At 61.9% G+C, this 21,818-nt stretch carries 21 protein-coding genes; 3 read left to right on the top strand and 18 right to left on the bottom strand.

The window, feature by feature from the left end:
* Nucleotides 1-113: 113 nt before the first annotated feature.
* The 15 genes from AB3G35_RS01240 to AB3G35_RS01170 all read right to left on the bottom strand — a co-directional run bounded on the left by AB3G35_RS01240 (nucleotide 114) and on the right by AB3G35_RS01170 (nucleotide 14,211).
* On the bottom strand, nucleotides 114-842 hold the full coding sequence (locus AB3G35_RS01240; protein ID WP_106115486.1) for a class I SAM-dependent methyltransferase: 729 nt from the start codon (nucleotides 840-842) through the stop codon (nucleotides 114-116).
* The gene (locus tag AB3G35_RS01235) at nucleotides 839-2,086 is read right to left on the bottom strand and encodes a tryptophan 7-halogenase (protein WP_169846146.1); all 1,248 of its coding nucleotides are present in this window, start codon (nucleotides 2,084-2,086) and stop codon (nucleotides 839-841) included. Before AB3G35_RS01235 ends, AB3G35_RS01240 begins: the two co-directional genes overlap by 4 nt.
* Nucleotides 2,077-3,237: a sodium:proton antiporter gene (locus AB3G35_RS01230; protein WP_095039659.1), complete on the bottom strand. Its 1,161-nt coding sequence runs from the start codon at nucleotides 3,235-3,237 to the stop codon at nucleotides 2,077-2,079. The genes AB3G35_RS01235 and AB3G35_RS01230 overlap by 10 nt, the downstream gene beginning before the upstream one ends.
* On the bottom strand, nucleotides 3,234-5,546 hold the full coding sequence (locus tag AB3G35_RS01225) for an MMPL family transporter (protein ID WP_369782244.1): 2,313 nt from the start codon (nucleotides 5,544-5,546) through the stop codon (nucleotides 3,234-3,236). Before AB3G35_RS01225 ends, AB3G35_RS01230 begins: the two co-directional genes overlap by 4 nt.
* On the bottom strand, nucleotides 5,536-6,219 hold the full coding sequence (locus AB3G35_RS01220) for an outer membrane lipoprotein carrier protein LolA (protein ID WP_106115482.1): 684 nt from the start codon (nucleotides 6,217-6,219) through the stop codon (nucleotides 5,536-5,538). Before AB3G35_RS01220 ends, AB3G35_RS01225 begins: the two co-directional genes overlap by 11 nt.
* Nucleotides 6,216-6,641, bottom strand: a complete 426-nt coding sequence (locus AB3G35_RS01215; RefSeq protein WP_106115481.1) for a thioesterase family protein — start codon at nucleotides 6,639-6,641, stop codon at nucleotides 6,216-6,218. Before AB3G35_RS01215 ends, AB3G35_RS01220 begins: the two co-directional genes overlap by 4 nt.
* Entirely contained in the window at nucleotides 6,634-8,178 is a 1,545-nt protein-coding gene (gene hutH / locus AB3G35_RS01210) for a histidine ammonia-lyase (protein WP_369782243.1), read from the bottom strand. Before hutH ends, AB3G35_RS01215 begins: the two co-directional genes overlap by 8 nt.
* On the bottom strand, nucleotides 8,159-9,097 hold the full coding sequence (locus AB3G35_RS01205; RefSeq protein ID WP_369782242.1) for a glycosyl transferase: 939 nt from the start codon (nucleotides 9,095-9,097) through the stop codon (nucleotides 8,159-8,161). The genes hutH and AB3G35_RS01205 overlap by 20 nt, the downstream gene beginning before the upstream one ends.
* Nucleotides 9,094-9,828: a glycosyltransferase family 2 protein gene (locus tag AB3G35_RS01200; protein WP_369782241.1), complete on the bottom strand. Its 735-nt coding sequence runs from the start codon at nucleotides 9,826-9,828 to the stop codon at nucleotides 9,094-9,096. The genes AB3G35_RS01205 and AB3G35_RS01200 overlap by 4 nt, the downstream gene beginning before the upstream one ends.
* 167 nt (nucleotides 9,829-9,995) lie before the next feature.
* A complete protein-coding gene (locus tag AB3G35_RS01195; protein ID WP_369782240.1) occupies nucleotides 9,996-11,666 on the bottom strand; it encodes an AMP-binding protein in 1,671 nt (556 codons plus the stop codon).
* On the bottom strand, nucleotides 11,663-12,208 hold the full coding sequence (locus AB3G35_RS01190; protein ID WP_083369668.1) for a hypothetical protein: 546 nt from the start codon (nucleotides 12,206-12,208) through the stop codon (nucleotides 11,663-11,665). Before AB3G35_RS01190 ends, AB3G35_RS01195 begins: the two co-directional genes overlap by 4 nt.
* Nucleotides 12,205-12,459 (bottom strand): acyl carrier protein, encoded by a 255-nt coding sequence (locus AB3G35_RS01185; protein WP_086799180.1) that lies wholly within the window; start codon nucleotides 12,457-12,459, stop codon nucleotides 12,205-12,207. The genes AB3G35_RS01190 and AB3G35_RS01185 overlap by 4 nt, the downstream gene beginning before the upstream one ends.
* Nucleotides 12,460-12,468: 9 nt before the next feature.
* The gene (locus AB3G35_RS01180) at nucleotides 12,469-12,729 is read right to left on the bottom strand and encodes a phosphopantetheine-binding protein (RefSeq protein ID WP_016783227.1); all 261 of its coding nucleotides are present in this window, start codon (nucleotides 12,727-12,729) and stop codon (nucleotides 12,469-12,471) included.
* Nucleotides 12,704-13,516: a 1-acyl-sn-glycerol-3-phosphate acyltransferase gene (locus AB3G35_RS01175; protein ID WP_016783228.1), complete on the bottom strand. Its 813-nt coding sequence runs from the start codon at nucleotides 13,514-13,516 to the stop codon at nucleotides 12,704-12,706. The genes AB3G35_RS01180 and AB3G35_RS01175 overlap by 26 nt, the downstream gene beginning before the upstream one ends.
* Nucleotides 13,492-14,211: a beta-ketoacyl synthase chain length factor gene (locus AB3G35_RS01170; protein ID WP_086799177.1), complete on the bottom strand. Its 720-nt coding sequence runs from the start codon at nucleotides 14,209-14,211 to the stop codon at nucleotides 13,492-13,494. Before AB3G35_RS01170 ends, AB3G35_RS01175 begins: the two co-directional genes overlap by 25 nt.
* Before the next feature lie 304 nt (nucleotides 14,212-14,515).
* Between AB3G35_RS01170 and AB3G35_RS01165 the strand changes: the two genes are divergently transcribed.
* Nucleotides 14,516-15,289, top strand: coding sequence for a ParA family protein (locus AB3G35_RS01165; RefSeq protein WP_016783230.1), 774 nt, complete (start codon nucleotides 14,516-14,518; stop codon nucleotides 15,287-15,289).
* Here AB3G35_RS01165 and trxC read toward each other — a convergent pair.
* A complete protein-coding gene (gene trxC / locus AB3G35_RS01160) occupies nucleotides 15,286-15,726 on the bottom strand; it encodes a thioredoxin TrxC (protein ID WP_016783231.1) in 441 nt (146 codons plus the stop codon). The two genes, AB3G35_RS01165 and trxC, sit on opposite strands and share 4 nt — an antisense overlap.
* A 262-nt stretch (nucleotides 15,727-15,988) precedes the next feature.
* Here trxC and AB3G35_RS01155 point away from each other — a divergent pair, with 262 nt between their 5' ends.
* A complete protein-coding gene (locus AB3G35_RS01155) occupies nucleotides 15,989-16,276 on the top strand; it encodes a type II toxin-antitoxin system HigB family toxin (RefSeq protein WP_134050879.1) in 288 nt (95 codons plus the stop codon).
* 5 nt (nucleotides 16,277-16,281) lie between these two features.
* The gene (locus AB3G35_RS01150; protein ID WP_016783233.1) at nucleotides 16,282-16,683 is read left to right on the top strand and encodes a type II toxin-antitoxin system HigA family antitoxin; all 402 of its coding nucleotides are present in this window, start codon (nucleotides 16,282-16,284) and stop codon (nucleotides 16,681-16,683) included.
* A 187-nt stretch (nucleotides 16,684-16,870) separates the two neighbouring features.
* Here the strand turns inward: AB3G35_RS01150 and selO are convergent, their stop codons facing one another.
* Together selO and mscK are read right to left on the bottom strand one after the other, a co-directional pair.
* The gene (gene selO, locus AB3G35_RS01145) at nucleotides 16,871-18,334 is read right to left on the bottom strand and encodes a protein adenylyltransferase SelO (RefSeq protein ID WP_203304415.1); all 1,464 of its coding nucleotides are present in this window, start codon (nucleotides 18,332-18,334) and stop codon (nucleotides 16,871-16,873) included.
* Nucleotides 18,335-18,445: 111 nt separating this feature from the next.
* Nucleotides 18,446-21,793 carry a mechanosensitive channel MscK gene (mscK, locus tag AB3G35_RS01140; protein WP_016783235.1) on the bottom strand — a complete coding sequence of 1,116 codons (3,348 nt, stop codon included), beginning with the start codon at nucleotides 21,791-21,793 and terminating at the stop codon, nucleotides 18,446-18,448.
* Between the last annotated feature and the right edge of the window lie 25 nt (nucleotides 21,794-21,818).

Here is a 21,818-nt window from a genome sequence, read left to right as displayed (position 1 = left end):
TAGCCTGTAGCCGCTGCCGACAGGCTGCGAAAAGACCCGCAGGGCCTTCAAGAAAACGGGCCTGCTTCGCATGCCATCGCAGCCTTCGGCAGCGGCTACAGGGTTTGAATTGATCATTGGGCCTGGCCTGGCAGGGGCTTGCGTGCCACCACGTTGACCAGGGTTTCTTCGCGCTGGCCCACCGGTTTTGGCTTGAACAGGCCAACCCGCTCCAGCAGGCCGAAGTCTTTGGAGCGGCTCCACCACAGGTACGGGTAAGAGACGTTCTGCGCCTCGAATTCAAAGCCCTGGTCGCGGATCATTTCCAGGTATTGCGCCGCGCTTTTCTGCACATGCATGGGGTGACGGAACAACCAGCGGATCACCCAGGTATCGATATAGGCTTCGGTGGACTCGGCAAACAGCAAGTAACCGCCGGGCTTGAGCACCCGGTAAAACTCGGCCAGCGCACGGTCCTGTTGCACCAGATGATGAAAGGTCTGGTGGCAGAACAGGATGTCGACGCTGGCGTCGGGCACGTCCAGTTCGGCGCAGTCGCTGCCGATCAGTTCCACATCAAAGCCCTGGCGCTGTGCTTCTTCGCCGCTCAGCTGCAGGCTCAGCGGGTCGGCATCCAGGCCGATCAGGCGCTGGGGGGTGAAGGTCTTGTACAGGTACTGGAACGATTTGCCCTGGCCGCAACCGGCATCGAGGATCACCGGCGCGGCGGGCAGCGGCTCGCTGAACAGGCTGCGCAGGTCGTTGATGGCCACCCGCAGCACATGGTGCTGCCAGGTATGGCTGCGCAAGAACCAGAACCCGATACGGGTTTCTTCGACGTAGGTATCGCTCAGAGGTTTCATGCGGGCTCCGTGGCGCAGATATCCGACAGCATGCGCAATCGGCGCTTGGGTTCGCTGACAAACGGGTTGGTTTCGTCCCAGGCATAGCCGGCCAGGATCGAGCTGATCATGCGCCGGATGTGCGGCGAGCTGCCGGGGTGGAAGATCACGTCCTGGAAGGTCCCGGCGTACCAGCCTTCGACATAGCAACGGAAGGTGTCGACCCCGCGCTTGAGCGGCTCGGCAAATTCGCTTTGCCAGTCCACCGCTTCGCCTTGCAACTGGCGGTGCAGTACACCGGCGGCCATGCTCGCCGAACGCATGGCAATGGTGACGCCCGAGGAGAACACCGGGTCAAGGAACTCGGCGGCGTTGCCCAGCAGGGCAAAGCCCGGGCCGTGCAGGGTTTTGACGTTGGCCGAGTAACCGCCCAGGGTGCGCGCCGGGGTGTCCCATATGGCATTGACCAGCACATGTTGCAGGCTTGGGGTTTCATCGATAAAGCTGCGCAGGCATTCGTCGAGGTTTTCACTGCGCCCTTTGAAATGTTCTGCTGCGGCCACCACGCCCACCGAACAACGGCCATTGCTGAACGGGATGCTCCAGAACCAGATATCCCGTTGGGTAGGGTGGGTCGTGATGAGGATTTTGTTGCGATCGAAACCCGGGTGGTCGATGCGGTCTTCAACGTGGGTGAACACCGCCTGACGCAGCGGAAAGTTCGACGGTGCTTCAAGGTCGAGCAAGCGTGGCAGGACGCGGCCGTAGCCACTGGCGTCGAGAATGAAATCGGCTTCGAGCTGATAGCAGCTGCCATCTTCGCGTTCAACCTGCAGCAGCGGTTTTTCCCGTTCAACGTCAACCGCCATCACGGTTTCGCCGTAGCGGATTTCAACGCCCTGCAAGGCGGCCTGATCGGCCAGCAGCTTGTCGAAATCGGCGCGCTGCACCTGAAAGGTAGTGGGTTTGCCGTTGCTGAAGGTGTCGCCAAAATCGAAGGCGCTGTACTGCTCGCCCCAGGCGAAGGCCGCGCCGTTTTTCAGCTGGAAGCCGGCGGCCTGCAGGGCCTCCAGCATGCCCGCTTCCTCGATAAAGTCGATGCAATGGGACAGCAGGCTCTCGCCAATGGAAAAGCGCGGGAAGTGCTGGCGCTCGATGATCAGCACATCGTGGCCCTTGCGTTTGAGCAACGCCGAGGCGATGGCCCCGGAAGGCCCGGCACCAATGACCACAACCTGACGACATTCCATTTCTACTACTGACACAGAGGCTCCTTGCCGGGGACTACAGCCGACTTCAAAGGGGGTTTGTTCATGCCCGCCAGCGCCGGTAACAGCGTGGCGATCAGGCCCATCAGCATCAGCGCAAAGTACAGCGCCGGGCTGATAAGCTGTTGTTGCAGCAGCAGGTTGAGAAACACGATCTCACTCAACCCGCGAATATTGAGTAACAGGCTTTCACGCCATTTGCTGGCGCCGGCAAACGACGGCGTGGCCCAGCTCAAACCGAGCCAGTTGCCCAGCACTTTGCTGAGCATGGGCAACAGCAACAGCGCCGCCAATTGCAGCATGTTGATGTCGCTCAGGGCACTGTGCACATCGATCTGCACAATCCCGAAAGCCAGGATCAACGGCACCGCGAGGTGGCTTTGCAAGCGCCCAAGCCACAGGGTCTTTAGCGGCATCACCCACGCGACCTTGAGCCACGCCATGCACAGCAGGTAGCCGACACCGAAAATCAGCGCATTGAGGCGGTAATGCTCGGCCACCACCAGCAGGGCGAAAAAACTCAGGCTGTAGCACAGCGGCTGACGAATCCGCAGGGCGCGCAACAGCAATGGCAGCAAGGCTGCGGCGATAGGCAACAGCAGGCTGTTGAAATCGAGGCTGCCCTGGGCCAGGCCAAACAGGCTCCAGCAGGTCAGGTCGATAAGGATCGCGCTTTGCACCAGACGCCGGGTGGCCGCAGGCGGGTAATGGATATGGCGCAAGTACAGGTACAACACCGGGATCGCGGTGATGGCAAACACCAGCCCGATGGCCAGTGAACTGAGCCAGGGTTGTTCCGGCAGCAGCCAGACTGCGCAGGCCAGCCCGCAGGCAAACGGCACGGCGAAACTGGGCAGGGCGATTTTCAGGCTCTGGCGATCAAGGCGCAGGTCGATCACATCACTCAAAATGGTCCCCAGCAACAGGGCAAAACCCAGGCTGTACAGGCTTTTTAGCCAGACCGGCGCGACCAGTTGTGCGCCACTGAGCTGCCAGTGCGGTTCGATCCACAGCAGCATCAGCAACGGCAGGCCGATGGACGCCAGCAGCAACTGGCTGACAATCGGGATCACGCCAAAGTGGCGGCCCACCCGGGTAGCCACGGCAAACAGGGCCAGGACCAGCAGCCAGAATGCGGCGATCATCATTGGCGGTGCTCCTGCTTGCCGGCCCAGGGCGCGAGGATAAAGCTGAACGCCAGGCCCAGGCTGACCGCCAGGCCGAAGTTGCTGACTGCCGGGGTGCTGGAAACCGCCAGCAGGCCGAACGACAGCCAGGTGGTCAGTGCCGCCAGCAGGGTGCCCAGCAGGCTGACGGCGGCGCCGCCGATTTGCTCGCGCATCAGGATCGCGTAATCGACGCTGATGGCCGTCACCAGCAGCAAGCCGAACAGGCTGAACAGGGTCAGGGGCTGGCCCAGCCAGCCGAGGCTGGCAAGGCTGCACAAGGCCGCCAGCAATGGCAGCGCAACGATACGCAGGGCGCCGCCGAAGCCGAACGGAGCGATCAGCAGCAGCACGATCAGCACGCAGGACAGCAGCTTCAGTTCGGCGGCGCTGATTTGTGTGGCGGCAAATACGTTGTTCAAATCGCCCAGGCGATCCACCAGCTTCACACCGGGCAAGTCCAGTGCTTGTATGCGCAACAGGCTGGCGCTGTTCAAACCTTGCAGGCTGACCATTGCCGCTACGCCTTCGGCGTTTTTACCCAGCCACAGTGCCCGCCACGGCTCGGCCAGCGGGCCGCTCAGCGCATCGTCAATCGACTGCCCGGGCAAGGCTTGCAGTTGCGCCAGTTCGGCTTGCAGGGCGCTTTCGGGCACGCCCAGCTCCAGCAGCGGCTGCCAGTGCTGTGGCAAGACGTTGAGGGCGGCGCGTACCTGCTGTTGCTCGACGGGCAGGCTGACCAGTTGGTTGAGGGCCATATAACCCTGCAGCTTGCCCAGGCCGACCAACTGGTCAAGTCGCTCGCTGAGGGCGCGTTGACGCTCGAGCAACTGCTGCTCGTTATCGGCGCGCACCAGGAAAAACTGGCTGGTGGGTTGATAACCCGTGATGCGGGCAATCGCCTGGGCTTCAGTCAGCAGCTGGGGCGGCGCGCTGACCCATTGGCGGATGTCGTTCTTGCTGGTCAGTTGCCACACGCCGGCGGCACAGAACGCCAGCAGCAACACCAGCAGCGCCGGGGTGGGGATTTTGTCCAGGAGTGCTTCGCGCATATTGAGCAGGGTTTGCGCGATACGCAGCGGCCATTGCGCAGGGCGCAAATCCACGCCTTTGAGCCATGCGGGCAGCAGGCAGACGGCGCTCAGGTAGGCACCGACAAGGCCAGCGGCGGAGAAAATGGCGATCTGGGTCAGCGCCGGGAACGGCGTAAAGGCCAGGGCCAGATAACCGATGCAACTGGTGGCCAGGCTCAGGCTCAGCCCCGGCAGGGTAAGGCGCAGGGCGGGCCAGCTGCGCCAGGGTTTCAGGCTCCAGCTTTTGGACAGGTAATGCAGCGGGTAATCCACCGCCACGCCGATCAGGCTTGAGCCCAACACCAGCGTCATCACATGCATGCTGCCAAAGAACGCGACGCAGGCCACAGCGCCAAAAAGCATGCCCACCAGCACTGGCACAAAGGCCAGCAGCACCCGCCAGCGCCGGAACGCCAGCAGCAACAGCAGCAGAATACCCACGGTGGCGCCGCCACCGACCCAGGTGATTTCACGGCTTGCTTGCTGTTGGCCGCTGGCGGCGTAAAGCAGGCCGCTGGCGGCCAGCAGTTGCACATCGTTGTTGGCCGCTTGGGTGCGGCTGTCTTCGAGCAGTTGGGCGATCCGCACGGGCAGCTTCATGTCGAAGGCATTGCCCCGGGTGCGGGCGCGCAGCAGTACCCAGTGTTTGCCGTCGGCCTCGGCGATCAGCGCGCCGCTGCCGATATCCAGTTGTACCGTGCCACGTTGCGGCTGACTGTTCTGGATACGCCCGGTGAGGCCCAGCCAGTCGTCCTGGCTGGGTACCAGGCTGAACCCGCTAAAAGGGTCGAACAACGCTTGCACACGTTGCTGGATAAAAGCTTCGGGGTGTTCGATCAACTGGGTGCGGTCGGCGGCCGAGAGCATGGCCACACGCCCGCGCAGCAGTTGTTCGCGCAGGGCCGGGAGGTCGGCCTGCAGGTCCCACTGGACCTTTTCAAACAGGCCGCTGGCCTGCCATTGCGTGCCCAGTTGCCGGGCCGTGGCGATGGCTTGCTGACGGTCGCTGCTGCCCACCAGCACCAGCATTTCGCGGTTGAGTGGCTCCTGCATGCGTTGTTCGGCGCTCAGCTCCAGCGCGTCCGGCGCGTCGCCGGGCACCAGGTCCATCAAATTGGCCGACAGCGGTGCACCGTGACGCCACTGCCAGCCGGCGAGTGCGAGCACGGCCAGCAGCAGGATCAGAAAGCCACGGGGCAACCAGCGTTCACTGCGCAAAATCGTGCTGCTCCGCTTCGCTCAACGGTTGGTTGCTGACGCTGTTGTGCATCTTCAGCTGCGTGCTGTCGCCCTGGGCTTCTTGCAGTTCGATGCGTTGCACCAACTCGCCGCCTTCAATATTGATCTGCTTGAACACTTGCTTGAGCAGCAGGGAGCGTGGAGTCAGCGTTAGCGTCCAGTGATCGGGTGTGCCTTGCAGTTGCAGGTCGAAATCCCGTTGCAGGCCGCTGCTGTCACCTTGCAGCACGGCGAGGAACAAACGGTTCTGCTCGGCGCCGGCGCTTTTGCCGGGCAGCATCTGCCAGCTTGTACCGTCGCGGCGGGCGATGCCCTGGGCGGTGATACGGTAGTCCTGCTGTAACGGGGTCTTGAGTCGCCAGAGCAGGCCGTGGTCCCTGGCCAGGACAAAGGTGCCGGTGCTGGTCAGGGGCTTGGGCAGGGCGCGCAGGTGTTTTTCCTGGATGAAATCACCGTGGATCACCTGGGGTTTGGCCAGCTGGTCGCTCAGTTGTTGCAGGTCGAAGGCGTGGGCCAGGGGCGTGAACCCGAGCAACAGCACACACACCAATGTGGGAGCGGGCTTGCTCGCGATACAGGCGCTGCGCAGCTTCCGCCACACTGCGGTAATGCAATCGCGAGCAAGCCCGCTCCCACAGATGATCGCGTTCATGCCAGCACCCTCGCCACCGCCTCGCTAAAGCACCTGGGCGACACCAGTTGCATCTCCTTGCTGGCGATTTCGACCGCCACTTGCACGGTCACGGCCCGGGTCAGCCGTTCGCCGGTGGCCAGGTCGGTAATCAGGTAATTGACCTTCAAGCGGTTCTCCCACTCCACCAGGCTGGCGCGCACGTTGATCCGCTGGCCAAACGTGGCCCCGCGTACATAGCGCAACTGCATGTCGATCACCGGCCACGCATAGCCCGCATCGAGCATCTGCGTGTAGTTGTGGCCGATATGGTCGAGCAGCGCGCAGCGGGCCACTTCGAGGTATTTGACGTAGTGGCCGTGCCATACGACATGCATGGTGTCGATGTCGAAAAACGGCACCAGCACCTCGGTATCAACGTGCAAAACCCCTTTGCTACGCATGCAGCCTCCAGTGTTGTTGGGCGATTCGGCTCAGGCACAGGCGCAGCTCGGCTTCCAGGGCGCGGTCTTCAACCACCGGGGGGAAGTCCCTGGCCAGTTCGGCATGCATCTGCGCCAGCGCTGGCGGCAGCGGGCGGGCGTCATCGGCACGGCTGCGCAGCCATACGCCCTGATTGGCCGCCAGCAGGGTGGCGGCGGCGACTTGCTCGGTCAGTTCCAGCACGCGGATCGCATCGCGGGCAGCGATGGTGCCCATGCTGACCTTGTCCTGGTTATGGCATTCGGTGGAGCGGGAGAACACGCTGGCCGGCATGGTGTTTTTCAACGCCTCGGCAGTCCAGGCGCTAGTGCCAATTTGCACCGCCTTAAAACCGTGGTTGAGCATCGCCCGTTCTGCGCTGGCGCCCGACAGGTTGCTCGGCAAACCGTGGTTGTAGCGCACGTCCACCAGCAATGCGAGCTGGCGGTCGAGCAGGTCGGCGACGTTGGCTACCAGGGTCTTGAGGCTGTCCATCGCAAAGGCGATATGGCCGCCGTAGAAATGCCCGCCGTGCAGCACACGCTCTTCTTCAGCGTCGATGATCGGGTTGTCGTTGGCGCTGTTGAGTTCGATCTCGATAAACCCGCGCAGCCAGTTCAGGCTGTCGGCCAGCACGCCCAGCACATGGGGTGCGCAACGCAGTGAGTAGCGGTCTTGCAGGCGATGCAGCGGCGCGGTCGGGGCGTCGATGGCCAGGTCCTGGCGGATCCACGCAGCAACCTGCATCTGCCCCGGGTGCGGCTTGGCGGCAAACAGGCGCTCGTCAAAGTGCTCGGGGTTGCCTTGCAGCGCCACCACGTTGAGGGCAGTGATGCGCGTGGCGAGCTTGAGCAGGTAGTCGGCGCGGGCATAGGCCAGGCAGGCGAGGCCGGTCATCACCGCAGTGCCGTTCATCAATGCCAGCGCTTCCTTGGGCCGCAGTACCAGCGGCGTCCAGCCCAGTTCGCGGTGTACATCTGCTGCCAGACGGCGCTCGCCCTTGAACAGCACTTCACGCTCGCCTGACAGGGTTGCAGCCACATAGGACAGTGGGGTCAGGTCGCCGCTGGCGCCCACCGAGCCCTCTTCGGGGATCAGGGGCAGGATGTCGTGGGCGATAAAGGCCTGCAACCGCTCCAGCAGTTCGATGCGCACACCCGACACGCCGTGGCACAGCGACTGCAAGCGTGCCGCCAGTACGGCGCGGGTGGCCTGGGCGTCGAGCAGTTTGCCCAGCCCGCAACCGTGGAAGGTGTAGAGGTGGCGCGGCAAGGCCTCGACGTGCTCCAGCGGCACGGCCACCACGCAGGAATCGCCGTAGCCGGTGGTCACACCATAGATCACGCCTTCCTTGTCCAGCAGCGAGTCGAGAAAGCGCGCGCCCTTGGCGATGCGCTCGCGGTAGTCGGCGTCGTCCTGCAAACGGGTCGGCGCCTGACGATTGGCCAGGGCCAGCACGTCTTCAATGCGCAACGGGGTTTGGCCGAAGGTTACTGGCTCATGCGGATGCGTCGTCATCGGTCTTCCAGAATGGGTAGAAATTGAACCATTGTTGCGGCGCTTCAAGGCAGTAGTGCCCCAGGCGTTCGGCGTAGCGAGTGGCCCAATGGGCGATCACCTGCTCGCGGTCGCTGCGCCGCCAGAGTACGGCGTCGGTAAAGGGTTCGAGAATCACCCGGTAACGCCCTTCATGTTTGAGGCAAAACATCAGGTTGACCGGGCACTTGAGCAACCCGGCCAATAGCCACGGGCCTTGTGGAAAGAGCGCCGGATGGCCAAGGAAGTCGACCTCGACACTGCGCCCGCCATGCAGCGGCACACGGTCACCGGCAATCGCCAGCCATTCGCCATTTTCCAGGCGCTGATTGAGTTGCAGCATGACCGCCGGGTTGAGTTCGCTGACCTGGATCAGGCGCAAGTGGCTGGCCCCGGCTTCGCCCAGCAGGCGGTTGAATTGCTCGGCGTGGCGGGTGTGCACCAGTACGTTCATGGTCACCTGCTCGCCCAGCTCGGCGAGGGCGCGGCACACTTCGAGGTTGCCCAGGTGCGCGCCCACCAGCATCTGCCCGCGTTCGCCGCGCAACTGATTGCGCAGCAGGGTGGGGTCGACGATTTCGATGTCTTCGATCTTGAGGCGGCCGTTCCATACATCGAGTTTGTCGAGCAGGGCATCAGCGAACGCCATGTACTGCCCGAACACCCGCCAGCGGGTAGGGCGCAGTTCGTTGCGCCCGCTCCAGTCGGCCAGCCGCTGCTGGTAGAGCCAGCTGCTGCGCCGGGCGCGTTTGCCGAACAAAAAGAAGTACAGCACGATGGCGTACAGCACCGGGCTTAGTACGCGCCGGCCCAGCAGCTTGATGCCGAAGGCGGTGAGCTGCATCAGCCGGAAACTGCCGCGCTCCTTGTGGTCGGCCCAATGCTCACGGGATTCGCTCATGCTTTGCAGCGCCTCCAGAGGATGCTCGGCAAGCGCAGCAGCATGCCGAAAAACAGCTTGGTGTGCATGCCGGAAATCAGCGCATTGTCATGGAACAGGCGAAAGTGCGAGAGGCCGTCCAGGGGGTAATGCACCTTGGTCGGCAGCCAGCGCATTGGCTGGTTACGCCACGCCAGGCGCACGAGTATCTCGGGGTCGAAGTCCATGCGCTTGCCCAGTTTGACCGAGTTGATCAGTGCCAGGCTCGGCGCCAGCGGGTAAACACGAAAGCCGCACATCGAGTCGGGAATCTGCAGCGACAGGCTGTTGATCCACACCCATACATGGGTCAGGTAGCGCGCATACAGACGGCCCTTGGGCACACTGGCGTCGTACTGTGGATAACCGCAGATCAGCGCTTCGGGGTTTTGCTGCGACACTTGCATGAATGTGGCGACGTCACGCAGGTCGTGCTGGCCATCGGCGTCCACTTGCAGGGCGTGGGTGAAGCCCAGGCGCGAGGCTTCGCGCAGCCCTGCCATCACCGCCCCGCCCTTGCCCTGGTTCACGGCCAGGCGGATCAGGAAGATGTTATCGCCCAGGGCCAGGTGTTCGAGCACGGCAGCGCAGGCGGGGCTGCTGGCGTCGTCGACCAGCACGCAGGGCAGGCCGGCGGCGAGCAGGGCGTCGACCACGGCGGGCACGGCGGTTTCGTGGTTGTACACCGGGATCACGGCGCAGGGATTATGCATGGGCAGATATCTCCAGGCCGATGCAGGCGCTTCGTAGCAGCTGCCGAAGGCTGCGTCCGGTGGCGTAGCCGCCGTAAAGTCTGGCACCTAGGTTTTTCAGGATCGACGTGCAAGCCGGTTTACGATTGCTGCGCAACCGGACGCAGCCTTCGGCAGCTGCTACGGGATTATCCACAGACGGCCTCCAGGACGATGCGGCCACTGGAGCAGGGCGCCGTGGCGTTGCGGTAGGCGAAGTGCAACTTGCTGCGTTCAGGGTCAAAGCGCAGGGTCAGTTCAAGGGTGTCGCCGGGGCGCACCAGTTGCTGGAACTTGAGCACTTCCATACCGACAAAACGCGGCGGCAGGGCGAGCAGTTGCTGGCCCAGGCTGATCGCCCAATCCACTTGCACCACGCCCGGCAGCACCGGGGTCGTGGGGAAGTGGCCGCTGAAGTACGCCAGATCCGGCGGAATCGACAGGTTCACGGTCCATTGCCCGTCACATTCGACCTGGCTCAGTATTTCGGGGGATTTCGGGCGCGGTGCCAGCAGTAATGCATCGACCTGCGCCTGGGGCAGTTTGCCCTGACTGGTAAGCGGCAGCTGACGCAACAAACGCCAGCGGCGCGGCAAGGCCAACGCTTCGCAGTGCTGGCTCAGGTGCTGGCGCAGAGTCTGGGTCAGGGCGCGACGGCCCTGTTCGCGCAGGGCAAACAGGCCGCTGGCACTGAGCACCAGCAGGGCGCCCAGTGAGGCGCGGTTGTCATGGACCACGCCCAGGCGAGCTTCGGCGACCCAGTCATGCTTGACCAGGGCCTGTTCCAGCATGGGCAGGGAGATGCGTTTTTCTTCGAGTTTGACGATGCGATCCAGCCGCCCAAGCAGCTCAAAGCGCCCATCTGCTTCAATGCGGGCCGCATCAGCCGTGTGTTCCACATGGCCTGTGGGCAAGTAGGCAGAGGCGATGATCAGGGCGCCGTCTTCGCTTTGGCTCAATTGCACATCGGCAAAGGGCTGCCACAAGTTCTGCCCCTGGCGCCAGGCGATGCCGCCGGTTTCCGAGCTGCCGAGGATCTCGGTCGGCCACTGGCCCAGGCGTTCGTACAGGGCTTGTGCCGCCTCTTGCGGCAGGGCGCCACCTGAGGAGAACACCCGGCGGACCGGGCTTAGCGCTGGCCAGTCGAGGTTGTCGGCCATGCGCTTGAGCAAGGCCGGGCTGGCGACCCAGGCAAAAGCAGGGTGCTCGCGGCTGGCGCGTTGCATGTCTTCAGGGAAGGCCAGTTGTGTACGCACAAAGCTGCGACCTGCGCACAATGGCCACAGCACACGGAACAACAGCCCGTAGATATGCTGCGCCGCCACACTGGCGATAATGCACGCATCACCCAGGTCCGCGCCCCACAGTTGCTCCAGTGCCTGAACTTCGTTGGCCATCTGGCGCAGGCTTTTGTCGATGCGCTTGGGCTCGCCGCTGGAGCCCGAGGTACACAGGCTCAGCCGGCACAGGTCCAGATCCAGTTCGGCCGCAGGCAGGGCCTCGGCGTACAAGGCTTGCAGTGCGTCGCCTTGAGTTATCCACAGGTCGACCTGGCTGTCCCAGCGCAGCCGGGTTTGCGCCTGCAGGTCGGCGGGCAGCAGCACGCTGACCCCGGCCCGCCACGCACCCAGCAAGGCCACGGCCAGTTCGGCAGCGTCTTCCAGGTGTACGGCAATGTGCTGCACGCCGCGTTGGCGCAGGCCACCCGCCAGGCGCAGGGCCTGTTCACGCAGCGTGGCGTGGTTCAACTCGGGGTCAACCGTGACCCGGCGATCCGTGTACCCCTTGAGCAACAGCTGCTCAAGTTTTATCCAATTCATGCCCGGCCTCTTACCTTTTGTCGTATCAGCCATTCAATGGCAAACAGCAGCCCCATCAGCGCGTAGGCGATCAGGCCGTTGTACAACGTCCACCAGCTCAGCGGCGCCCACAGCGTAAGGCCCGCTGCGACTAACCCGTTAAGCATGAAAAACAGGCACCAGACCTTGGTGACCTGCCGTGTGTAAACAATTGCAATGTCGGGCAGCACCGGCTCGTGCAAACGCGCCAGGCGCTCGATCATCGGTGGTCCGAATTTCAGGCTCAGGCCAAACAGGCCGAGCATGAAGGTGCTGATAAGCACCGGGTACCAGCGCAACAATGCCGGGCTGTTGAACAACGCCAGCAGGGCGCAAAACACCAGTGCAACCACCGCCATCCACACCCCGCCGGGGCGTCGCTCGCCGGTCAGGGCGCGGGCCAGCCACAGGCTGCCCAGCAGCAGGGCGAACTGCCACGGCGCGAAATGGGCCATGCCGAAATGCACCGCAAAGGGGTACAGCAGGCCAGCCAGCAGCAGGCCAAGGCCAATCAGCCGACTCATGCGTCAGCGTGAACCAGACGGTAAACCGCCTCGACCACGTCATTGACGGTGCGCACCGATTTGAACTCTTCTGCGGCGATACGCTTGCCGGTCTTGCGCTTGATATGGTCGATCAGGTCGACGGCGTCGATGCTGTCGATTTCCAGGTCCTGGTACAGGTTGGCGTCCAGGGTGACGCGCTCGGGTTCCAGTTCAAAGAGTTCGACCAGTGCGTCGCGCAGGGTGTTGAAAATGTCGTCACGGTTTTGCATGGTTCGGTCTCAGGCTGCCTGTTTGGCGGTGACAAAAGCCGCAAGGCTGGCCACGTTGGAAAAGTGATTGCGTGTGTCTTTGGCGTCGGCATCTATCTTGATGCCGTAGGTTTTTTGAATCGCCAGGCCCAGCTCAAGCGCATCGACCGAATCCAGCCCCAGGCCGTCGCCAAACAGGGTCTGCTCGTCGCCAATGTCGCTGACGCTGATGTCTTCCAGGCCCAGGGCATCGATGATCAGCTGTTTAATGTCGTTTTTCAGATCGCTCATCTGTGGCGAGCTCCTTAATAAAATAGTCATGCACGAAGTCATTGAGCAGGCGCGAAGCTTTGGGCGGCGGGCCTAGCGCGCTAAAGGTCTGTGGATCTATATCGGCACCTACCCGAAAACTGAAGTGCACGCGCCGATCGGGTATGCGGTACCAGGGTTCGGCTTTGGTCAGCGTGGTGGGGCTGACCTTGATCACCACCGGGGTGAGGATCTTCGCACCCCGCAGGGCAATCGCGGCGGCCCCGCGATGAAAGGCGGGTGCCTGGCCCGGCTGGGTACGCGTGCCTTCCGGGAAAATGACCAGGGTCTGGCCTTGCTGCAATGCGCCTGCGGCGTTGTCGAGCATGTCTACGCTGCCATCATTGCTGATGTATTGCGCGGCACGCACGGGGCTGCGGGTAAACGGGTTTTGCCAAAGGCTTTGTTTGACCACGCAATTGGCATTTCTCACCAGGCCAATCAGGAAAACCACGTCGATAAGCGACGGGTGGTTGGCGATGATCATCTGGCCGGGCCGCCCGAGCCGTTCGGCACCTTGTACGTCGTAGGTCAGCACACCCATGCGCGTCATGGTCTGGATAAACAGCCAGAACAGGCGGCTGATGGTAAAACGGGCGCGCTCGCGCTGACGCATGGCGTCGCCCGGCAGGCAACTGAGCAGCGGGAAAATCACCAGGCGCAAGCACAGGCAACCGATGCCGAACAGGGCAAAGCTGATGGCTGTGGCGATCAAACGCCAGGCGTAAGCATCCCGACGGGCGCTCACAGGCTGCGTTGCCAGTTCCACACGCGGTTTTTCCAGGTGTGTTGGAATGACGTCTGCTCATCGAACAGATGGCACAACAGGTTCAGGGCATGGGGCCACCGGGCCTTGTCGGTGCTTGCGCCGCCGCTGGCCAGTGAAACCTGCCATTGCTCGCCCGGCGTCAGCAGCAGGCCTACGGCATAAGCGAAGGGCACGTCATCGATCCAGTGGGCATAGGCGTCGGGCGGCTGTTCTTCGGTGACGATCAGCAATACGGCAGGCGCACCTTCATTGAGCAAGGCACAGGCCTCGATCAGGCCATGCTCCAGGCCGTCCCCGGCGGCGGCAATTGCGGTCATTTCGCTGGTTTCGCCGCGCATGATCGACCACAGGCCGATCACGGCGTTATGCACCGAGAGGCTGAACTGCGTGGGAGACAAGGGCTGGTCGGCCGCCAGGTCGCTAAGGATGTCAAACGTGCGCGGGGTTTCACCGTGACGCGAGGCAAAGACCAGTGGCAGCGCTTCATGGCCTTCGGCCAGTGGCCAGCCGACGCTGAATGCCATGCGCGCCAGGCGGCTGAGGCGGCGGCGTTGCATGGCGGGCAAAAACGAGACGTCGGGGGCTGCGTTGCTGGGCGCGAGTACGCCGGGTCGCTGGCTCCAGGCCTGCCAATCGGCCACGCTGTCGAGGCCCGGTGCCCAGGCACGCCACGCGGCGATATTGAAATTGATCACTGGAGTTTCATCCCGCCCTTGCGGGCTTCCTTGATGCGACAGTGGGCACCGATCGGCGCCACACTTGATACAGAATGGCGACATTATCCCGGTGCAGTTGGTTCGTAGCAAATTTTGCTTACACTTGGAGTATGTTTTGTTTGTAATTTGGAAAAAATAAGACCAGCGCCCTTTGTGTGTGAGGGGCGTTTATTTGTTTTCTCGGATAAGGGCTCAATGGCTGTAGTTCATTTCGTTGCAAGGTAGCTAAGCCGCGTAAAGGCCATCTACACTCGGGTACTCATTGGTACACGGAGGTTTTGAAATGCGTCGCGTGGTGTTTAACCAGAAAGGCGGTGTGGGCAAGTCCAGCATCGCGTGTAACCTGGCTGCGGTCAGTGCCAGCGAAGGGTATCGCACGTTGTTGGTGGATCTGGATGCCCAGGCCAACTCCACTCAATACCTGACCGGCCTGACGGGCGACGATATCCCGATGGGGATTGCCGATTTCTTCAAGCACAGCTTGTCTGCCGGCGTTGGTTCGAAGAAGAACCGGGTCGATATTTACGAAACACCCTTCGAAAACTTGCACGTCATTACCGCAACCGGCGAACTGGCCGATCTGCAGCCCAAACTTGAGGCAAAACACAAGATCAACAAGCTGCGCAAGTTGCTTGATGAGCTGTCTGAAGACTACGACCGGATTTACGTCGATACCCCGCCTGCCTTGAACTTTTACGCCGTTTCGGCGTTGATCGCCTGTGATCGTGTGCTGATCCCGTTTGATTGCGACAGTTTCTCCCGTCAGGCGCTGTATGGCCTGTTGTCCGAGATCGCTGACCTGAAAGAAGACCACAACGAAGACCTGCTGGTTGAAGGCATTGTGGTCAATCAGTTCCAGGCCCGGGCCAGTTTGCCCCAGCAAATGCTCGATGAGCTGGTGGCGGAGGGGCTGCCGGTGCTGCCGATGTACCTGAGCAGCTCGGTGCGTATGCGCGAATCGCACCAGGCTTCACAGCCCCTGATCCACTTCGACCCGCGGCACAAGCTGACCCGGCAGTTCGTGGACTTGCACGATTACCTGGACCAGAACGCTTAAGCGCTGATCCCTTGGCTGCGCAGCCAGGCGGTCAGTTGCTGCAAAGGCAGCGCACCGCTCTGGCGGGCCACTTCGCGGCCATTTTTAAACAGGATCAGGCTGGGGATCGAACGGATACCCAGTTGCCCGGCCAGTTGCTGATTGGCCTCACTGTCGAGCTTGGCCAGCCGGCACTTGCCCAGCAGTTGGCTGGCAGCTTGTTCGAACACCGGCGCAAAGGCTTTGCACGGCCCGCACCATTCGGCCCACACATCCACCAATAGCGGCAGATCGCCTTTGATCTGGCTGGCGTAGTCGGTTTGCTGCAACTCAAAGGGCCTGGCTTGCAGCACTTCATTCTTGCAACGCCCGCACTTGGGGTGCTCGCCCAGGCGATCGCCGGGGATGCGGTTAAGGCCGTTGCAGTGGGGGCAGGGAATCAGCAGCGGTTCGGTCATGGAAAACTCCTCGAAAAGGGTCGTGGGTGCCGCCTGTCGCAGCGACTCCAGATTGATGGCGTGCAGTTCAGCAGATGAACACCCGGGCCGCCACCCTCCATGACGTATCTGCTCACAATGTGCCGAAACCGGTTCACAGGTCTCTATCTAGTCTGTAAATACCCCCCGGGTTTTGTGCCACTGGTCAGGTGGTCAGTATCGCAAGTTGCGATAGAGAACGCCCGGGTTTAGCCTTCATAGCAAGATGCGATAGGGACATTGCATGCGAGTGATTACAGCAAAACGAATTTGGCAAGCGAAAGCACAATGGCCGCAATCGGCGAGCGCCCTGGATGAGTGGTATCGCAAGATCAAGGTTCTCAGGCCTGAAGACTTCGCCGCATTAAGGTCGTTTTTCCCTGCCACCGACAAGGTGGGTTCGTTTCACGTTTTCAACATAGGCGGTAACAAACTGCGGCTGATCGCTGTGATGCGTTATCGGGTACAGCGCCTCTACATCCGTCATGTGCTGGATCACCGTGACTATGACAAGGGCAAATGGAAGGAATAAGCATCATGAACCCATTGATCGAACAGGCAGCACAGCACTGGCAATTCGTGGCGCCGCTGCTGCGAAAACCGAAGAACGAAGCCGATTACGACGAGTTGGTCGCCGCCCTTGATGAGCTGACCGACTTGATTGGCGATGATGAGAGTAACCCCCTGATGAGCCTGGTGGACATCCTCGGTGACTGGGTTGAGGCCTACGACCTTGAGCATCGGCCGATGCCCAAGGTCAGTGGCGTCGATGTGCTGCGCTCGGTAATGCAGGAGCACGGGCTGACGCAAAGCGATTTGCCGGGTGTGGGCACCCAGTCTGTGGTGTCTGAAATCCTCAGCGGCAAACGCCAGCTCAACGTTCGGCAGATTCGTTGGCTGGCCGATTACTTCAAAGTGCCTGTGGATATGTTTATCTGAGGCTGACGGCTGCGCCACGCCGTGGCTGGTGTGTGGCCAGATGATCTGGTCAGGAGCCGGAGGCTGGCCTCGGTTCTGTGGGAGCGGGCTTGCCCGCGATTGAATCGACGCGATTCAACTGAAACACCGCGGCGCTTGCATCGCGAGCAAGCCCGCTCCCACAGGAGGCATATTTGCCGGTTGTGAATCACGACGAGCAGCTGATTTCCAGGTGCTTGCCCCACTCCGGCGGGCGCTCGGCGTAGCCTTCCATGCCCGGCTGTTCGGTAAACGGTTGGGTCAATACCGTGTGCAAGCGCTGCACTTCGCTGTAATCCCCGGCCTCGGCCGCATCGATGGCTTTTTGTGCCAGGTAGTTGCGCAAGATATACAGCGGGTTGACCGCGTGCATGCGCTCACGCCGTGCCTGTTCATCACTTGCGCCGTCCCGGGCGACGCGGGCCACATACTGCGCGGCCCAGTCATCAAAACCCTTGAGGTCGACAAATTCTTCCCTCAATCGGGCCACTGCCTGCTCGGCGGGTTCGTCGCCCAAACGACGGAAAAACAGGGTGTAGTCGATGTTGCTGCCTTGCATCTTTTGCAGCAGGGTTTCGACCAGTTGCTGATCAGCGTCTTCGGCGCTGGTCAGGCCCAGCCTGCGGCGCATCAGGTCCAGGTAGTGGGCCTGATACAACGGCAAAAACAGCCCAAGGGTTTCGCGCAAGGCTTCAACGCTGATAAACGGCGTCAATGCCTGGGCCAGCGCGCTGAGGTTCCATTGACCGATCGGTACCTGGTTGCTGAAGGAGTAGCGGCCTTCGTGATCGGAATGGTTACAGATGAACTGGGCGTCAAAGTCATCGAGGAAGGCGAACGGGCCAAAGTCGAAGGTAATGCCCAGAATCGACATGTTGTCGGTGTTCATCACCCCGTGGCAAAAGCCGTAGGCCTGCCACTTGGCGATCAGTGCGGCGTTGCGCTCGACAATTTCGCGGAACATGGCCAGGTACGGCTCGGGTTGCTCCAGGCACTCGGGGAAGTGCAGCGCCAGCACATGCTCGCCCAGCAGCTTTTGTTGCTCGGGGCGCTTGGTGTAGTAGAAGTATTCGAAATGGCCGAAACGCACATGGCTGGGCGCCAGGCGTAGCACCATGGCGGCGCGCTCCCGGGTTTCGCGCCACACCGGGGTATCGGAGCCGATCACGCACAGGGCGCGGCTGCTGGGAATGCCCAAGGCATGCAGGGCCTCGCTGGCGAGAAACTCGCGGATCGAGGAGCGCAGTACTGCGCGGCCATCGCCCATGCGCGAGTAAGGGGTCATGCCGGCGCCCTTGAGGTGCAAGTCCCAATGCTCGCCCGCGTCGTTATACACCTCGCCCAGCAGTAGCCCGCGGCCATCGCCCAGTTGCGGGTTGTAGGAGCCGAACTGATGACCGGAGTAGACCATCGCCCGGGGTTCGGCATCGGCCCACAGGGTATGGCCGCCAAACAGTTGGGCAAAGACCGGGTCCTGGGCGACAGCCGGGTCGAGATCGAGTAGCGTCATAGCGGCGTCGCTGCTCACCACCACGCGGGGTGCGTCGATGGGCTCGGGCAGCACGTGAGTTGAAAACGCGTCACCCAGCCGAGCGAAGCGGTTATCAAAAGTCAGTTCGTCGAGGGCTTTCAATGACCGTCTCCAGTAAATGCATGTCTAAGGTGGGAACGGGCTTGGCCAGTTAAACCGATTCGTCTGCATCGCAGGCAAGCCAGTTCCCACAGAGGTTGCATCAGCCTTGAGTCAGTCGAGCTTGCCCAACTGCGGCTTTTGCGGTGGTGGTGTCGGCTCGGGCGGGACTTCCGGCCCTACGGGCACCAGCTTGTATTCTTGCCCCTGCAGGTTCTTGAGGTACACCTCCATCTGCTGGAACGAGATGTTGATGTTGTGGTTCTTGAACTCGCGGTTGATAAAGCGGTTGACCTCGTCGATCACCGGGTTGCGATCGCCCAGGTCGCGCACATGCATGCGCAGTTCGTGGTCGAGGGTGCTTTGCCCGAAGTTGAGAAAGTACACGTGCGGCTCCGGGTCTTTGAGCACGCGCGGGTTCTCTTGTGCGGCCTTGAGCAGCAAGTGCTTGACCAGGTCCAGGTCAGAGCCGTAATCGACCCCCAGCTTGAGCGTCACGCGGGTGATGGTGTCGGTCAGCGACCAGTTGATCAGTTGCCCGGTGATAAACGTCTTGTTCGGGACGATGATGTCCTTGCGGTCGAAGTCGGTGATGGTGGTGGCCCGAATGCGGATCTTGCTCACGGTGCCCGACAGGTTGCCAATGGTGATGGTGTCGCCGATACGCACCGGGCGTTCGAACAGGATCATGATCCCGGAAATAAAGTTGGCGAAGATTTCCTGCATGCCGAAACCCAGGCCCACCGACAGCGCCGCCACCAGCCATTGCAGCTTGTCCCAGCTCACGCCCAGGGTGGACAGGGTGGAGACAAAGCCGATGCCGATAATCACATAGGTCAGCAGCGTGGTGGTGGCGTAGGCACTGCCCTGGCCCAGATCGAGGCGCGACAGCACCAGCACCTCGAGCAGGCCGGGGAGGTTGCGCGCCAGCGCGATGCTGATGCCGATAATGACCAGCGCACCGATCACGTCGCCAATACTGATGGGCACCATGCTCATGTTGGCGCCGGTGCCGCTGGTGTATTCGTACAGGGTGATGTTGTCGAGGTAGGCAAATACCGAGATCAGGTCGGCCCACACCCAATACAGCACACCGATAAAGCCCGCCAGCAGGGCCAGACGGATCAGGCGCAGGGATTGCTGGTTGACCTGTTCGATATCCAGGGTCGGTTCTTCGATGATGGCATCGTTGCCTTCGCCGGCTTCCTTGGCGGCCTGGCGCTTGGCCAGTGCGCGCTGGTAGGCCAGGCGCCGTGCCGCCACGGCCAGGCCGCGCACAAAGGCTGCCTCGACCACCAGCCAGAACATCAGCAGGTAGAGGGTGTTGATCAGGCGGTCGCTGAGCTTGAGCGCGGTGTAGTAATAGCCAAAACACACTGCCACGAACAGCGCCAGCGGTAGCAGGGCAAAAGCAAAGCCGAGCAACTTGCGCAGGCGATAGGCTTTTGTCGCGGTCTCGAAGTCATTGAGCAGCAGGCGGCAGAGCAGCCAGGCCATCGCGGCATAGCAGCTCAACACGACGAGGATGCCCAGCACGTCGTCGGCCAGCGCCGCCGGTTGTTGTTCGGCAAAGGCGACCACGGCTACCAGGGCCAGCACGACGAAGCCGAGCTTGCGAATCCAGTTCTGCAGGAACGCGACCAGGGGTTTTTCCCAGCGGAAATGCAGTTCGGCCACGCCACCCGGGGCCAGAATCCGGTAGGCGGTGTAGAACACCAGCCAGGCCTCGGCCATCTGGATCAAGGCCGCGCCGGTATTGGCGTTCATGCCCCGGGCATCGGTTTGCAGGGCGTAGCCGCACAGGGCCAGGGCCAGTGAAATGGGCATCGCCAGCAGGATATTGATCAGAATCGCCAGCGGCGTGTGCCATTGGCTGTCGCGCTTGAAGTGACCGATGTCCTGGTGGATCTTGTTCAATTTGCTGTAGAGATAGCGGCGTTTCCACAGCAGGGCTACCACCACCAGCAAAAACGGCAGAAACAGCAGCGGCCGCTGCACCAGGCCTTCTGCCAGCTCGCTAACGCTGGAGCCCCACGGCAGGGTGGTGACTTGCTGTTCAAGCTGGCGCGGTGCGGTTTCCAGCCATTCCAGATCCAGCGGCTTGTTGCTGGGGATCCAGAACATCTGCTCGTCCAGCGTTGCGCGCAGACTCTGGGCGGTGCTGAGCAGTTGCTTCTGGTTCAGTTGCAGGGTGATGGATTCGTTAAGCAGCGAGCTGAGTTCGCGGTTCAGGCGGTCCAGCAGGTCGCTGCGGGTGTTGACCAGGTCGATCAGGGTTTTGCGCAGTTGCGGGGTGACCTGGTCGGCGGGCTGGGTCGACAGCAGGTTATCGACGTAGGTCGTCGGGTTGCTGATCAACTCGCGCTGCTGGTTGATTTCAAACTGATACAGGCGGATATCGGCAATTTCGTCTGCCAGGTTCTTGTCCATCTTTTGCAGGCGCGGCAGGGCCTGCTTTTGCTTGTACAGGATTTTCGACAGCAGCAGGCTGCCCTTGAGCACGTTGATCTGCTCATCCAGGGCCTGATCGCTTTGGGTGACGTTATCCAGTTGCTGCTTGGTTTCGAGGTTCTGCTGGGTGACTTCGTTGAGGCGGTCGGTGCTGCGCAGCAGGTAGTCGGAAAGCTTGAGGTTGATGGCACTTTCGGTCGCCAGCAGGCTGCTGCTGCCCGATTTTTGCGCCTCTATGGATTGTTCGGTCACGGTCTGCTGCGACTGGGCCAGGCGCTTCTGGTTGATCAGGGTTTGCAGGTCCTGGATTTCCTGGTCCTGGCGCGTGGTCTTTTCCAGCAGCAGGTCGTGCTGGCTGCCGCTCAGGTCTTGCAGCAGGCTGTTGCCGGCCAGCTCCTGGCGGCGCAGGGCGATCAGCGCGGTAAGCGAGGCGGCCTCGGCATTGAGCTGGTTGCGCTGGTCAGGGGTTAGCAACTTGCCATTGTCGCGACCGGTTTTCAGGATGTTGCCGATCTGCTGGATGCGCGTCTGGCTGTTGCTGATTTCGGCCTGGGCCCGTTCCGGGCGGGTCTGTGCGGCAATGCTTTGACTGTTGGCAATGGCCAGGGCTTTTTGCAACTCACCTTGTTGCGTGGTGCGCTCGGCCAGCATCTGCTCCAGCTGCGGCACTGACAGGTCCTTATAGCGCTGTGCCACCGGAATCGGCGTGCTGGCCTTGAGCCGGGCCAGTTCGCGCTGGTTTTCGCCGGTCTGGCGCGGCGCATCATTGAGCTGCTGCTTGACGTCGTTCAGGCGCTGTTCGTAATCAGCTTTGCTTTCCAGCAGGGTCAGGGTCTGCTGGAGCACCGCCTGCAGTGCTTTTTGATCGGCATCCGGCAGCTTGCGGTCGGCAATTTTGTCCAGGCTTTGCTGCACCGCCTCGGCGGTAGGCGGCTCGGCCGCATGAAGCGGGCCGACACAAAGGCTCAGACCGAGCAGGACGGTTGCGATGAACGTGCGCAGAGTTGGCATAGATACCGGTCAGACAAGGGGCAGA

The sequence above is a fragment of the Pseudomonas sp. WC2401 genome (genome assembly GCF_041200115.1).
Lineage (GTDB): Bacteria > Pseudomonadota > Gammaproteobacteria > Pseudomonadales > Pseudomonadaceae > Aquipseudomonas > Aquipseudomonas fragi.
Note: the sequence above shows the minus strand (reverse complement) of the source record. Positions and strands in the feature narration are given on the sequence as shown.